At 72.6% G+C, this 12,659-nt stretch carries 15 protein-coding genes and 5 pseudogenes; 8 read left to right on the top strand and 12 right to left on the bottom strand.

The window, feature by feature from the left end:
- On the bottom strand, window positions 1–475 hold a 475-nt coding region (locus AC2W7A_RS03965), incomplete at its 3' end, for a DMT family transporter (protein ID WP_485990220.1).
- On the bottom strand, window positions 421–1,065 hold the full coding sequence (locus AC2W7A_RS03960; protein ID WP_485990219.1) for a spermidine synthase: 645 nt from the start codon (window positions 1,063–1,065) through the stop codon (window positions 421–423). The genes AC2W7A_RS03960 and AC2W7A_RS03965, both read right to left, overlap by 55 nt.
- 420 nt (window positions 1,066–1,485) lie before the next feature.
- Here AC2W7A_RS03960 and AC2W7A_RS03955 point away from each other — a divergent pair, with 420 nt between their 5' ends.
- The gene (locus AC2W7A_RS03955; RefSeq protein WP_485990218.1) at window positions 1,486–2,073 is read left to right on the top strand and encodes a GIY-YIG nuclease family protein; all 588 of its coding nucleotides are present in this window, start codon (window positions 1,486–1,488) and stop codon (window positions 2,071–2,073) included.
- A gap of 46 nt (window positions 2,074–2,119) precedes the next feature.
- On the opposite strand, the gene AC2W7A_RS03950 is transcribed toward AC2W7A_RS03955, so the two are convergent.
- The 3 genes from AC2W7A_RS03950 to AC2W7A_RS03940 all read right to left on the bottom strand — a co-directional run bounded on the left by AC2W7A_RS03950 (window position 2,120) and on the right by AC2W7A_RS03940 (window position 3,978).
- Window positions 2,120–2,320 carry a hypothetical protein gene (locus AC2W7A_RS03950; protein WP_485990217.1) on the bottom strand — a complete coding sequence of 67 codons (201 nt, stop codon included), beginning with the start codon at window positions 2,318–2,320 and terminating at the stop codon, window positions 2,120–2,122.
- Between the two features lie 132 nt (window positions 2,321–2,452).
- Window positions 2,453–3,358 carry an EamA family transporter gene (locus tag AC2W7A_RS03945; RefSeq protein WP_485990216.1) on the bottom strand — a complete coding sequence of 302 codons (906 nt, stop codon included), beginning with the start codon at window positions 3,356–3,358 and terminating at the stop codon, window positions 2,453–2,455.
- Window positions 3,359–3,417: 59 nt separating this feature from the next.
- A complete protein-coding gene (locus AC2W7A_RS03940) occupies window positions 3,418–3,978 on the bottom strand; it encodes a mycothiol transferase (protein ID WP_485990215.1) in 561 nt (186 codons plus the stop codon).
- A 97-nt stretch (window positions 3,979–4,075) separates the two neighbouring features.
- Here AC2W7A_RS03940 and AC2W7A_RS03935 point away from each other — a divergent pair, with 97 nt between their 5' ends.
- Window positions 4,076–5,041, top strand: coding sequence for a helix-turn-helix transcriptional regulator (locus tag AC2W7A_RS03935; RefSeq protein ID WP_485990214.1), 966 nt, complete (start codon window positions 4,076–4,078; stop codon window positions 5,039–5,041).
- A gap of 12 nt (window positions 5,042–5,053) precedes the next feature.
- Here the strand turns inward: AC2W7A_RS03935 and AC2W7A_RS03930 are convergent, their stop codons facing one another.
- The gene (locus AC2W7A_RS03930) at window positions 5,054–5,545 is read right to left on the bottom strand and encodes a hypothetical protein (RefSeq protein ID WP_485990213.1); all 492 of its coding nucleotides are present in this window, start codon (window positions 5,543–5,545) and stop codon (window positions 5,054–5,056) included.
- Window positions 5,546–5,653: 108 nt separating this feature from the next.
- Between AC2W7A_RS03930 and AC2W7A_RS03925 the strand changes: the two genes are divergently transcribed.
- The 5 genes and pseudogenes from AC2W7A_RS03925 (at window position 5,654) to AC2W7A_RS03905 (ending at window position 9,539) form a co-directional block, all read left to right on the top strand.
- Entirely contained in the window at window positions 5,654–5,827 is a 174-nt protein-coding gene (locus tag AC2W7A_RS03925) for a hypothetical protein (RefSeq protein ID WP_485990212.1), read from the top strand.
- Between the two features lie 7 nt (window positions 5,828–5,834).
- Window positions 5,835–6,011 (top strand): annotated as a pseudogene (locus AC2W7A_RS03920) (DUF2254 family protein); the annotation flags it as partial.
- A gap of 103 nt (window positions 6,012–6,114) precedes the next feature.
- A pseudogene (locus AC2W7A_RS03915) lies at window positions 6,115–6,321 on the top strand (DUF2254 family protein); the annotation flags it as partial.
- A 181-nt stretch (window positions 6,322–6,502) separates the two neighbouring features.
- Complete coding sequence (locus tag AC2W7A_RS03910; RefSeq protein ID WP_485990211.1) at window positions 6,503–7,213, top strand: type 1 glutamine amidotransferase domain-containing protein; 711 nt, start codon at window positions 6,503–6,505, stop codon at window positions 7,211–7,213.
- A 232-nt stretch (window positions 7,214–7,445) separates the two neighbouring features.
- Window positions 7,446–9,539 (top strand): SH3 domain-containing protein, encoded by a 2,094-nt coding sequence (locus AC2W7A_RS03905; RefSeq protein ID WP_485990210.1) that lies wholly within the window; start codon window positions 7,446–7,448, stop codon window positions 9,537–9,539.
- 94 nt (window positions 9,540–9,633) lie between these two features.
- Here the strand turns inward: AC2W7A_RS03905 and AC2W7A_RS03900 are convergent.
- The 6 genes and pseudogenes from AC2W7A_RS03900 to AC2W7A_RS03875 all read right to left on the bottom strand — a co-directional run.
- A pseudogene (locus AC2W7A_RS03900) lies at window positions 9,634–10,038 on the bottom strand (VOC family protein); the annotation flags it as partial.
- A gap of 171 nt (window positions 10,039–10,209) precedes the next feature.
- Window positions 10,210–10,695 (bottom strand): annotated as a pseudogene (locus tag AC2W7A_RS03895) (flavin reductase family protein); the annotation flags it as partial.
- A gap of 32 nt (window positions 10,696–10,727) precedes the next feature.
- Complete coding sequence (locus tag AC2W7A_RS03890) at window positions 10,728–11,006, bottom strand: hypothetical protein (protein ID WP_485990209.1); 279 nt, start codon at window positions 11,004–11,006, stop codon at window positions 10,728–10,730.
- A 79-nt stretch (window positions 11,007–11,085) separates the two neighbouring features.
- The gene (locus AC2W7A_RS03885; RefSeq protein ID WP_485990208.1) at window positions 11,086–11,280 is read right to left on the bottom strand and encodes a hypothetical protein; all 195 of its coding nucleotides are present in this window, start codon (window positions 11,278–11,280) and stop codon (window positions 11,086–11,088) included.
- Between the two features lie 48 nt (window positions 11,281–11,328).
- Entirely contained in the window at window positions 11,329–11,505 is a 177-nt protein-coding gene (locus AC2W7A_RS03880) for a hypothetical protein (protein WP_485990207.1), read from the bottom strand.
- Window positions 11,506–11,578: 73 nt separating this feature from the next.
- Window positions 11,579–11,969: pseudogene (locus tag AC2W7A_RS03875) on the bottom strand (SDR family oxidoreductase).
- Between the two features lie 269 nt (window positions 11,970–12,238).
- Between AC2W7A_RS03875 and AC2W7A_RS03870 the strand changes: the two are divergent.
- Window positions 12,239–12,659: hypothetical protein (locus AC2W7A_RS03870; RefSeq protein WP_485990206.1), on the top strand; the 421-nt coding region annotated here is incomplete at its 3' end.

Genomic DNA, 12,659 nt, shown 5'->3' with positions numbered 1-12,659 from the left:
CACGGCGCCGGCCAGCCGGCGCGGTCCGATCCGCTGCACGCCCGCCGGCGTCAGGCCGAGCCGGTCCAACACCCATGCCGCCGACCACCTGGCCGGTCACCATCGCCACCGTGAACACCGCCACCCCGATCACCGGGATCGTCAGCGACTGCGTGAACACCAGGCACGCCCCGATGAACCCGGCGGTGAAGTACCACCAGCGCACCCGCCCGTCGCGCAGGGCTGGCAGCACCTCGGCCGCCGCCCGCCGCCCGGCGGGCACCAGGGCGGTCACCAGCACCATGGTCGCCAGGCCGGACGCGAAGGACATCAGCGCCGCCAGGATCGGGTCCGCCACGGCGGTGGACAGGGCCGAGTTCACCCGCCCCTGGAGCGGCGTGACGGCGCCGGCCACCAGGGAGAGGGAGAACAGGAGCACCATCAGGGTGCGGGGCGGGGCGGAGGTGCGTGCCGTCGTCGTGGTCTGCTCAGGCAAGGCCGATCCTCCTGGCCAGGCCGGCGGTGCCGGCCGGATCCAGCACGGCTGCCGGGTGCGGTCCGGCGGCGGTGAGCCGCTCGGTCAGCTCGTCCTTCCCGACGACGGCCCCCTCCCAGGCCTGTCCGTCGCCGCGGAGGCGCCCCCCCGAACAGGCCGCCGGCGGCCAGCACCGCGTTGCCGTAGGCCAGCCGCTCGAGCATGGTCGCGTCGGCCAGGGTCCAGGCGCCGGTCAGGCGGGCGTCCAGGCAGGCGGCCTCGAGCTCGCGGGCCTGGTCGGCGAGGAAGCGTAGGCCGGTCTCGTCCCCCACGTTCACCAGCAGTGCGCCGGCCGGGGCGAGCAGGTCCAGCAGGACGGAGAACATGTCCCTGCCGGTCAGGTGCGGAGCGGTGTCCACGCCGGCGGCGATGTCTAGGACGACCGCGTCGAAGGTGCGGCCGGCCAGGGACTGAACGGCGTCGCGGGCGTCGGCCATCACGGAGGTCAGCCGGGTGCCCTCGGGCAGCGGCAGCTCGGCGGCGACGAAGGAGACCAGCTCCCGGTCGATGTCCACCACGGTCTGGTCCGAGCCGGGACGGGTGGCCTGCACGTAGCGGGGGAGCGTGAGGGCGCCGGCGCGAGGTGGAGGATGTCGATCGGCTCCCCGGCCGGGCGAGGACGTCCAGCACGTTGGCCATGCGCCGCAGGTACTCGTACCGGATGTGCCGGGGCCGGGCGAGGTCCACGTGGGACTGGACGTGCCCGCCGATCTCCAGGACGTGGCCGCCCTCGTGCTCGTCCGGGACGATGCGCGCGGACTCCCCGGAGATGCCGAGGTGGACGGTGCGCGGTGCGGGGGAGCGGGTCGGAGAGGCGCTCTCGGGCGGCGGGGTGGAGGGGCTGGAACGGGGGGCCATGCGGACCAGTATGGACCCGGGGCGGCCGCCGCGCTGATCTCACTATTTGGTCAAGTGTCCAGACTATGGACACCCATGGGGGTGGGAAGTTTGCCCGTCCCACTATGGGAGGCATGAACACCGCAGCAACCGCCACCATGACCCCGCAGGCCACCGATGCCGCCGCCGCGCTGACCGCGGCTGGGGCGTCCTACGAGGAGTACCTGACCGGCGTGGACGCCGTCCCGGGCCTCTTCGCCGTGGCCGCTGACGACGCCGCGATCGCCCAGCTCGGCCTGGACGACGTGGCCTTCGACGACAACCTCCTCTATGTGGGCACCGCTCCGAAGTCCCTGCTCGGACGCGATGTCCGCGGGCACTTCCACTCCGGCCGCACCGCGACCTCGACCCTGCGCCGCAGCCTCGCCGCCCTGCTCTTCGACGAGCTCGAGCTGACCCTCGTGCCGCGTTCCCCGGGCTCGCGCTCGGCCAAGTTCGCCCTGACCCCGGACGCCGAGGACCGCCTCACCGCCTGGATGAAGGAGCACCTGACCGTCTCCACCGTGGCCGTGGACTCCGCCGAGGTGGACGCCGTGGCCCACGAGGTGGTGGACGAGCTGGAGCCGCCGCTGAACCTCAAGGACGTCGCCCACCCGTGGGAGACCCTGATCGAGAAGCGCCGCCACCTGACCGCCAAGGCCCGCCCCTCCGCCACCCTCTGACGTTTCGTCAGCGAAAGCCAGACCGCCGGCAGCCCCTCCCGTCTCGTCAGCGAAAGCGAGGAGGCGGGGCGGACCGCAGGCACACCGCGCCGGCAGCCAGGCACACCGCCGCGATCCCGCTGAGCACCAGGGCGAGGACGGCGGGCCAGGCCAGGGCCGTCGTCGTGAAGGACAGGACCACCGCGAGCACGCCCAGCAGCACGGGGATGCCGGCGGTGCCGGCGAGCAGGCGGACCCCGCGGGTCACCCCGCTGCGCGAACGGGGGCCTGCTCCTCACCGCCGGCGCGTGCCGGGACGCGGGAGGTCGCCGCCGCTCTCGCGGACCTGGGGCAGGACTCAGGAACCGGTGTGCGCTGTGGGCACCCCGTCCCCGTTTCGCTAGCGAAGACGAGAGGGTGCGGGTGCCGGGGAAGGCCGCCGGCCGCGGCGCCGCGGCGTGGTGAGCAGCCCGAGACCCACGCCGGCGAGAATCGTCACGCCGCCGAGGGCCTGCACGGGGGAGAGGACCTCCCCGGCCACCAGCGCCCCGAGCAGGGTGCCGGCCAGCGGGTTCAGCAGACCCAGGATGCCGACCGTCCGCGCGGGGAGCCCGGCCAGGCCGCGGAACCAGAGCACGTAGGCCAGGCCGGTGCAGATCAGGCCGAGGTAGGCGAAGCCGAGGATCGCCGGCAGGTCCAGTGCCGGGGGAGGGCCCTCGACGATCAGCGCCGCGGGGGTGAGCATGATCCCGGCGATCGTCAGCTGCCAGGACGCGAACGTCAGCGAGGACACCGGGGGCTTCCACTTCTTCGCCAGCACGTAGCCGAGCGAGGAGATCAGCACGGCCACCAGCGCCGCGACCACGCCGAGCACGTCCAGCGTGGCGATCGCCGACCCCGCCAGCAGCGCCACCCCCAGGATCCCGACGACGGCCCCCACGTACGCCATGACCGGCGCCTTCTCCCTCAGCAGCAGCCGGCCCAGCACCACCATGACCAGCGGGCCCGAGGCCATGAGCGTGGCCGCGACCCCGGAGGGCAGGCGGGCCCCGGAGGTGTACACGAGGACGAAGAACAGACCCATGGTGATGAAGGACAGCACCGTGGCGCGCCACCACCACTGGCCCTGGGGCAGTTGCCGGGTGACGGCCAGCAGGAGCAGGCCGGAGGGCAGCGCGCGGATCGCGGCCCCGGTGAGCGGCATGTCCGCCGGCAGCCACTGGCGCGTCACCACATAGGTGGATCCCCAGAGGACCGGCACGATCGCGGTCATCAGGATCAGGGCCAGCGGGCTGCGGGAGGACATGGGGCGAAGGCTAGCCGGGATCTGCGGCCGCGCCCGGTTCGTGGGCACCGGCCGCCGGGTCACTGCCCCCAGGGCGTCACATACTCGTTGGCAGGCAGCCCTTCCACGGCGGCCTGCAGCTCGACGGCCTGGGCGCCGTCGATCTGTTCGCGGATCAGGTCTGCGTGGCCGGCGTGCCGGGCGAACTCCTCGACGTGGTGCACGTACTGGTAGCGCAGGGCCGCGGACCGGGGCTCGTCCAGGCCGACCCAGGGCATGGGACCGAGCTCCACCACGGCGTCGAGGTCTCCCTCCCGGCACATGGCCGTGTAGTCCGCGCGGACCGCGTCGAAGAGGGACAGCAGGGCGTCCAGGGTCTCCTCCTCGGTGGGGGTGAAGCTGGTGAAGAACGCGGTGTCCGGCTGGTCGTGCTCGGAGTGACCGGCACCGGACAGGGACTGCCGCATCACGAAGACGGTGTGCTTGAGCAGGCCGCTGATGCTCAGGTCGCTGCGCAGCGGGCACTGCCGGGCCTGCTCGTCCTTGAGCCCGTAGGCGCTGGCACGGATCGCGTCGAGCTGGACGTCGAGGTAGCGGCAGAGGGTGGTGTGCTCGTTGTGGATCTGAGGGAGGTACAGCATGGTGCTTCCTTTCGTCGCCGGCGGGAGTGCCGTCGAGAATCATCAGACCGCTCCTTGCGGACAGGTTTGGTCCGCTGCCTCGGGGCAGAATGGCCGCATGGCTGACACCACACAGCGTGTGCTCCGACTCCTGGGCCTGCTGGAGGCTCGCACCACCTGGCAGGCGCACGAGCTCGCCGAACGCCTCGGTGTGACCGAACGGACCGTGCGCCGGGATGTGACCCGGCTCCGAGAGCTGGGCTACCCGGTCGAGTCCGAGCGTGGCATCGAGGGCGGGTACCGGCTCGGCGCCGGCCGCCGCCTCCCGCCGCTGCTGCTGGACGACGACGAGGCCGTCGCCATGGTGGCCTGCCTGCGGATGGCCGCCCTCGCCGGGTCCGACGACGTGGGAGAGGCGGCGCTGCGGTCCCTCACGAAGCTCGAGCAGGTCCTGCCCCCGCGCCTGCGGGCGGTGGCCGCCGCGGTGGACACCGCCACCAGCGCCATCCCGCACAGCCGCCCCGCGGTGGACCTGCAGGCGCTCCAGGAGCTGGCCCTCGCGCAGCGCGACCACCGGCTCGTCCGCTTCGACTACGTCAAGCCCTCAGGGGAACAGGGTCCACGCCTCGTCGAACCCGGGCGGCTCATGACCCAGGGCGAGCGCTGGTACCTGCAGGCCTTCGACCGGGACCGGGAGGACTGGCGCCTCTTCCGCCTGGACCGGATGTCCGGGATCCACGCGACCACCTTCCGCTGTGCACCCCGCCCGGTCCCTCCGCACGGCCTCGAACGCACCATGACGGAGCGCTTCCCGTGCGTGCTGGAGGTGGAGATGGACGTCGGCGCCGAGCGGGTCGCCGAGCGGATCCCGGCCGCCTATCGCGAGGACCTCGTGGCCACCCGGGCGGGCTGCCGCTTCACGGTCGGAGGGTTCGGCTGGGAGGACCTGGCCTGGCATCTGCTGTGGGCCTGCCGGGACCTGGACGCCCGGCTCACCGTCCCGGACGGTGCTGCGGGGGCGAGGCTCCGCACGGCGCTGGACGGCGTCGCGGCATGGGCGGGGCAGGTCGTCACGGACGGGTGAGCCGGAGGGGGCTCACCCCGCACCTGCTCCTTCCGAGTACTGCCCGGCACGCACGCCGGCGTAGACGGACTCGGGGGACTCGTCGAGCTCCACGGCCACCGAATACACCAGGTAGTCGATCGCGCTGGAGAACCCGCGGGCCGCATACGGGCCCGGGAACGCCTCGAGCCGGGAGCGGAAGTACTCGGACCCGGCGCCCTCGCTGAGGGCGTGCAGGCACTGGTACGTCAGCAGCTCGAGCTGGCCGGGCTGCCCGTCCTCGCCCTTGGGGACCACCTGCAGGAACCGTTCCTTCACGCCGGGCCACACGTCCTCGGGGTCCAGGTTGATGCCGGCGCCGATCGACGCGACCAGCCCGGTGGCGATCGTCGCCATCTCGGGATACACCTCGGACTCGCCGGTCAGCTCGGACGCCTGTGCGGCCAGGTCGTCCGGCCACTGGTCCTGCTCGGCGAGGTCGGCGATGAACGAGCGCAGCTTCTGCTTCTGGAACGGCGTGGTCATGCCCTCGAGCCTATCGGCGCCCTCTTCCCGACGACGGCTCCTCACCTCCGTCTGTCCGCCCGGCCTGTCCGAGCGCCTCCGGCGGGCCTGCCTGATTGACCGGTCCCCATGAGCTCCGTCCCCGCCCAGGTGCCGGTGCTGGCCGCACCGCACAGCATCCACATCGCCTTGCCGCTGCGCCGCCTCGTGCAGCCGTTCTGGGTCATCCAGGCAGCGGTCACGGTGGCGGCGGTGCTGCTGGGCCTGGTGCTTCCGCAGCTCGACGCCGCCCTGCACCGATGAGATCTGGGTGACGTTCCCGGGCGGACCGGACAGGGCCCGCAGCGTCCTCGGCGCCATCGCCAGCGCGATGATCTCGGTGACCGGTCTGGTCTTCTCCATCACGATGGTGGTCATGCAGCTGGCCTCCAGCCAGTTCAGCCCGCGCATCCTGCAGGTCTTCCTGTCCACGCGCATCACGCAGTGGACCCTCGGCGTGCCTCAAGACCCTCCGCAGCGCCCTGCTGGAGGCGGAGGACGCCCCGGAGCTGGGTCTGTGGTCGCCTGCGGGCACGTCCACCGTGGTGCGGATGGACGACCGCCACGGACACCTCAACGAGGTCGACGAGAAGCGGCTCGCCGCCTGCGCCGCCGAGCGTGCGCTCTCACCCGGCATCAACGACCCGACGACGGCCACGCAGGTGATCACGGAGCTGCGGCTCGTGCTCGGGGAGGCCGTCACCCGTGCGGACGCGCCCCGGCACGCCGCGGACGAGGACGGCCGCGTCAGGCTCGCCGTGCGCTCCAGGAGGCCCGGGACCTGGTGCGCGTCCGGGTGGCCGAGGGCTGAATCGGGCACGCCTCAGCCCTTCCCGGATCCCCGAGACGCGGGAAGAGTGGGGCACCGAAAGGCGACGACGGGCACCCCGGGAGGGAGGCCGTCGTCGGGAAGCCCCCCCACGGAAGGATCCCCACACCATGACCTCTGTCCTCTTCGTCGTCTCCGCCGCGCAGGGCTGGACCCTGAAGGACGGGTCCGTCCACCCCACCGGGTTCTGGGCGGACGAGCTCGCCACCCCGCACCGGCTGTTCCGCGAGGCCGGCTGGGACATCACCATCGCCACCCCGGGCGGAGACGCCCCCACCGTGGACGAGGCGTCCCTCGGCGTCATGGGCGGCACCCCGGCCCAGCGGGAGGCCACGGAGCAGTACCTGACCTCGATCGGCGCGGAGCTGGACCGGCCCGTGCGGCTCGAGGACGTGGACGAGTCCGAGTACGACCTCGTGTTCTACCCCGGCGGCCACGGCCCCATGGAGGACCTGGCGTACAACCCTGACTCGGGACTGCTGATCGCCCGCCGGATGGCCGCCGGCGCCCCGATCGCGTTCCTCTGCCACGGCCCGGCCGCCGTGTTCGCGGCCAAGGCGGAGGACGGCACCATCGCCGTGCGCGGCCGCACCATGACCGGCTTCTCGGATGCGGAGGAGAAGCTCGTCCCTGCCGCCCGCAAGGCCAAGTGGACCCTCGAGTCCCAGCTGAAGCACAACGGGGTGCACTTCGAGAAGGCCGTGCTGCCCATGCGCCCCCACGTGGTGGTGGACGGGAACCTCTACACCGGTCAGAACCCGGCCTCGGCGCAGCCGCTGGCGGAGCAGCTCATCGAGGACCTCGCGGCCGTGGGACGCTGAGCCGCGGAGCAGGGTCCCGAGGCGGGCACCGAGCCCCGAGGCGGTGGGAGGGCCGGCCCGGGGTGAAGCGCAGGGTCTGCAGTCGAATGGGGCGGGGCATATTAGTCTCGTCCACCCGATGAGGACGACGGCTATGCTGAATCGTGCTCTGATGACGCCGGTCTTCCCCTGCCTGCGTGCGTGGCGTGCGTCAGTGCATCCGCCGCACACCTGCATCACTTGAGGAAGTCCCATGCCCCGTGCCCTGAACGGCTCCGTCCTCGCGGCCGTCCTCGCCGCCGCCGTCCTGCCGCCCGTCTCCCAGGCCACCGAAACCGATCAGCCCGCTCCGGCCCCCGCCACCGGTGACCCCTCCGCCCCGGCCGCCGGCACCACCGCGCAGGTGACCGGCGAGTCAGAGCAGACCCTCGCCGTGGACGGCAACCTGCTCGAGGCCACTGCAGAGGAGTTCATGCTCGCCGGCCTCACCTGGGACGCCTCCGGTCCGCAGGTGACCGACGTGCAGATGCGCCTGCGCGAGGGAGAGAACTTCGGCCCGTGGGAGTCCGTGGAGATCAACGAGGCGGACACGGCGGTGGCCGGCCGCCTGGGCACCGCCCCGTTCCTGTCCAACGGCGCGGACGGCGTGCAGGTCCGCATCACCACCGCGGACGGCGCCCCGGCCAAGGACGCCGAGGTCTCCCTGATCGACCCGGGCACCGGCACCCTGGACGGCCGCGCCCCGGCCGAGTCGGCCCCGGCCGAGACCGCTCCGCAGATCGCCCCGAAGACCGCCGCCCCGGACGCCGCCGGCTCGTCCGTGGGCACCGCCTCCTCCCTTGGCACGGCCTCCTCCCAGTCCCAGCTCACGGACGCGCAGGTGGAGAGCCTGCGGCCGAACGTCGTGCGCCGCTCCGCCTGGGGCGCGGACGAGTCCCGCTACGGCTCCTTCGGCACCGTCATCCTGCCGAAGGCGATGATCCTGCACCACACCGCGTCCACGAACGACTACACCCGTGAGCAGGCCGCGGCCCAGGTGCGGGCGATCTACCTGTACCAGGCGTCCACCCTCGGCTGGGGGGACATCGGCTACCACTTCCTGGTGGACAAGTTCGGCACCGTCTACGAGGGCCGCAAGGACTCCCCGGACTTCATCCGCACCGGTGCCCACGCCGCCGGCATGAACACGGAGACCTTCGGCATCTCCGCCCTCGGCAACTACCACGAGGTCATGCCCACCGCCGCCCTGCAGGAGTCCATCACCCAGGTGGCCGCCTGGCAGCTGGCCAAGAACGGCATCGACCCGTACGGCACCGCCGTGCTCACGTCCACCGCGGACAGCTCCACGTCCACCTCCCGGTTCCGTCGTGGCGAGCAGGTCACCCTGCCCACCGTCATGGGGCACATCTCGACCTCTCGCACCGTCTGCCCGGGCCAGTACCTCGAGCCGCGGCTGACCGCCATCCAGAAGGAGGCGGCGGACCGCATCGACGCCGCCACCGGCCCGGTCCCGCAGCCCGCCCCGGATCTGGCCGGCCAGACGCAGACCACCATGGCCGTGAACCTGCGCACCACCGCCTCCTGGTCCTCCGGCACGAACGGGACCGTGGCAGGCGGCGCCACCGTCACCCTGCTGGGCACCAACGAGTCCGGGTGGGAGCTGGTCCGCACCGCGGACGGCCGCCAGGGCTGGATCCACGGCGCCTACCTGGAGGCGGGATCCACCGCCCCGACCCCGGCGCCGGAGAACCTGGCGACCACCACCATGCCCGTGAACCTGCGCCTGTCCGCCTCCTGGACCGCCGCCGTCAACGGGACCGTGGCAGGCGGCGCCACCGTCACCCTGCTCGGCACCAGCGAGTCCGGCTGGGAGATGGTGCGCACCTCGGACGGCCGCCAGGGCTGGATCCACGGCGCCTACCTGGACGTCGGCAGCTCCACCACGCCGGTGCCGGATCCGGCCCCTGCCCCGAGCAGCCAGGTCCAGGCGAACATGACCGTGAACCTGCGCCTGACCGCCTCCTGGACGGCGGCCACCAACGGCATCGTCCGCGAGGGCGAGACCGTCACCCTGCTGGGGCAGCGCACCGACGGCTGGGAGAAGGTCCGTACCTCGGACGGACGCGAGGGCTGGATCATGACCACCTACCTGGGCACCGCCGCGGACACCAAGACCACCACCATGGCCGTGAACCTGCGGGACGGCGCCTCCTGGACTGCGGGGATCCTCTCCGTGGTCCGCTCCGGGGAGACCGTCACCCTGCTGGGCCGGGAGTCCGGAGGCTGGCAGCAGGTCCGCACCGCGGACGGGCGTGAGGGCTGGATCCAGGAGACCTACCTGGCCTGATCTCCACCCTCGTCCTTCCCGACGTCGGCCCCTCACCGCACGCATGCCGCCCCGCCTTCCCGGCGGGGCGGCGTCGCCGTGACGATCCGCCCCAGCGGTCCCGCGAGGAGAGCACGCAGAACTCGTTGCCCTCCGGGCCTGCGAGCACGGTCCAGGTGACCTTGTCCTCGTCCTGTCCGACGTCCACCCGTGTGGCGCCGGGCCTCTCGAGGCGGGCGGTCTCCGCGTCCCGATCCTGGGAGGTGTGCGGCGCGAGGTCGATGTGCAGCCGGTTCTTCACGCCCTTGCCCTCGGGGACGGGCACGAAGACCAGCCCCTGACCGCGGCGCATCCAGGCGTCGAGGTCGGCGACCGGCTCGGCGGAGACCCCCCGGGGGATCGCCACGGCCTCCTCGGGGGTGTCGTAGACGACCTCCCAGTCCAGGGCCTGTGCCCACCAGTGCGCCTGCGCCTGCGGGTGGTGGCAGTCCACGACGACGGTGCACCACTTCAGTGCCATGCGCTGAACAGTAGGACACGGCCGCCGCCGTGGTGACGGGTCGTCACCCGGGCCGGCGCATGTCGAAGCGTTCGCCGAGCCGGTGATAGGCGGTGGGCCGCCGCCGCGGGTGATCGGGTCGGCCAGCTCCGTGCGGAAGACCCCTTCGGCGTCGATGCAGGCCCGGTCCACGTGGACGCCCACCACCTCGCCGAACACCACGGTGGCGGTGGTGGGGGTCCCGTCCGCCCCGGTCAGCGGCAGCACCTGGGAGGTGCGGCACTCGAACACCACCTTCGCGCCGGCCACGTGTGGGGCCCGCACGATCCGCGACTCCACCGGCGTCAGACCGGCCAGGGCGAACTCGTCCACCTCCGGGCCCACGGCCGCGGAGGTCGCGTTCATGGCCTCGGCCAGCTCCGGGCTGACGAGGTTCCAGCAGAACTCCCCGGTGGCCACCGCGTTGGCGTGGGAGTCCTTCGGGGACGCGGAGCCGGTGGAGCTGAACCCGATGATCGGCGGGGTGTAGTTGAACCCGTTGAAGAAGGAGTACGGCGCCAGGTTCAGGGTGCCGTCCTCGGCGCGGGTGGAGATCCAGCCGATCGGCCGCGGCGCCACTATCGAGTTGAACGGCGAGTGCTTCAGCCCGTGCCCGTGCGCCGGCTCGTAGAAGTGCATTCCGGCCTCGTCGGACCCGGTTCCCGGTGTGCTCATTCGGTGGCCTCCTCGGCGCTCTCGTCGTCGGCGTCGTACGCGCTCGAGAACCTGCCGCCGCGCAGGCCGGCGAACAGCTGCTCGGGCAGCCGGTCGGTCTGGGCGGCGGCCTGCAGCGCCAGGAAGCGCAGCGCCTCGGCGGCCGCGCGGGCCAGGACGGGCTTGCCGAACGTGGTGGCGATGTTGCCCCACTGCGGTGCCACGACGCCTATGGACACGAGGCACGCCAGGGAGGTGCGCACGATCAGGTCTCGGTCCTGCGCATCGGTGCTCATGTCCTCGAGCCTAGGCCGATCCGGCCCGGATCCGCCCCGGCCCCGCGTCCAGCGACGCGGATCCGCGGGACCCCTCCCGTCAGCGCCCTGCGGCCTCCGCCAGCCTCCACACGGCGTCCTGCGCCTCGGCATGCGAGCGCACCCGCAGCACCGGCAGCTCCGGCCGCCGCTCCAGGGCCTGATCCACGTGCTCGGCGGTCTGGTGCCGGGTCCTCCAGGCCCACCGCACGATGTGGTTCCGGTCCGTGAAGAACGTGTGCAGGGGCGGCTCCATCGACGTCCCCCAGATCCGCTCCCGCCGCAGCCGGCGCATGAGCGTCCGCTACACCACCTGCCGCATCACGGTGCGCACGGGCAGGTCCAGCCAGACCATCACGGTGGCCCGCTCCAGCAGGATCGGCCGGGCCTTCCCGGCCCCGGGCGTGCCGGCCACGAGCACCGGGGAGGGGTCGAGGCGGGTGGGCGCCGTCGTCGGGAAGCAGGAGGGGCATGCCCCCATTCTGGCCGGAGCACGACGACGGCCGGGTGCCCGTCCGTGCGGAAGGGCACCCGGCCGTGGGGGCGGGTCGGGATCAGACGACCGTGTAGCCGCCGTCCACGAGGTGGTAGCCGCCGGTGATGAACGAGGCCTCGTCCGAGAGGAGGAAGCAGGTCAGGGCGGAGACCTCCGCGGCGGTGCCGAGCCGCTGCATCGGGTGCTTGGCGGCCGTGTAGGCACCGTTGTCCACGGCGAACTTCACGAGGTTCTCGTTGTCCTCGCGGGAGGAGGCGTCCGCCACGAAGGCCACGGCGGTGCCGCCGGCGTCCGTGATCTCCTGGACGACCTTCTCCGCGTTCTTGTGGCTCAGGTCCGACACCACGACCGGCGCCCTTCTTGGCGAGCTCACGGGAGATCGCGGCGCCGATGCCGGAGCCTCCGCCCGTCACGAGGGCGACGCGGTCTGCGAACGGCGTGTGGGCCATGGAAGATCACTCCTGTAATGCCCGGTGCGGGCAGGGGTTCGGGGACGGAGACGGCGGGACGCCCACGTGGCGTCCTCATCTTCCACTCCGCTCTTTCACAGGTGCGGTGGCCAGGGATGCGGGGTGATTCCTGCCGATGTTCATCGGATCGTCACATCGGTGCGCGGCTTATCGTGTCCGCCGCGGACCCTACTATGCAGAACGTGGGCACGAACCCAGTGCCCGCTGACTCACCAGCATCCTGGTGTGCTTCCTGTCCTGGAGTGAAAATGACCGTTTCCCGTTCGCCCCTCTTCGTCCTCAGCGGTGGTCTGGCCGCCCTCGCCCTGCTCGCCGGCTGCGCCGATGCGGACACCTCCACCGCCGCGGAGCAGACCTCCGCCGCTCCCTCCTCCGCCTCCCAGACCACCACGGCCACGCCGTCGGCGACCCCGACGGAGAGCGATTCCGCCGAGTCCGACGCCTCCGCGGAGGCCGCGGCATCCGAGTCCGCCGCCGAGGAGTCGCGCCGTGCCGAGGAGGAGGCAGAGGAGAAGGCCGCCGCCGAGTCCAGTGCCGCGGCGGAGTCCAGCGCGGCCGCCGAGGCATCCCTGCGGCGGAGGAGTCCGAGGCCGCACAGAGGGCCGCCGAAGAGGAGGCCGCTGCCCAGGCCGCCGCCGAGGAGGAGGCGGCGAAGAAGAAGGCGGAGGA

The organism is Micrococcus sp. LASM2_SD2, assembly GCF_057364565.1.
This window is presented reverse-complemented; position numbering and strand designations above follow the sequence as displayed.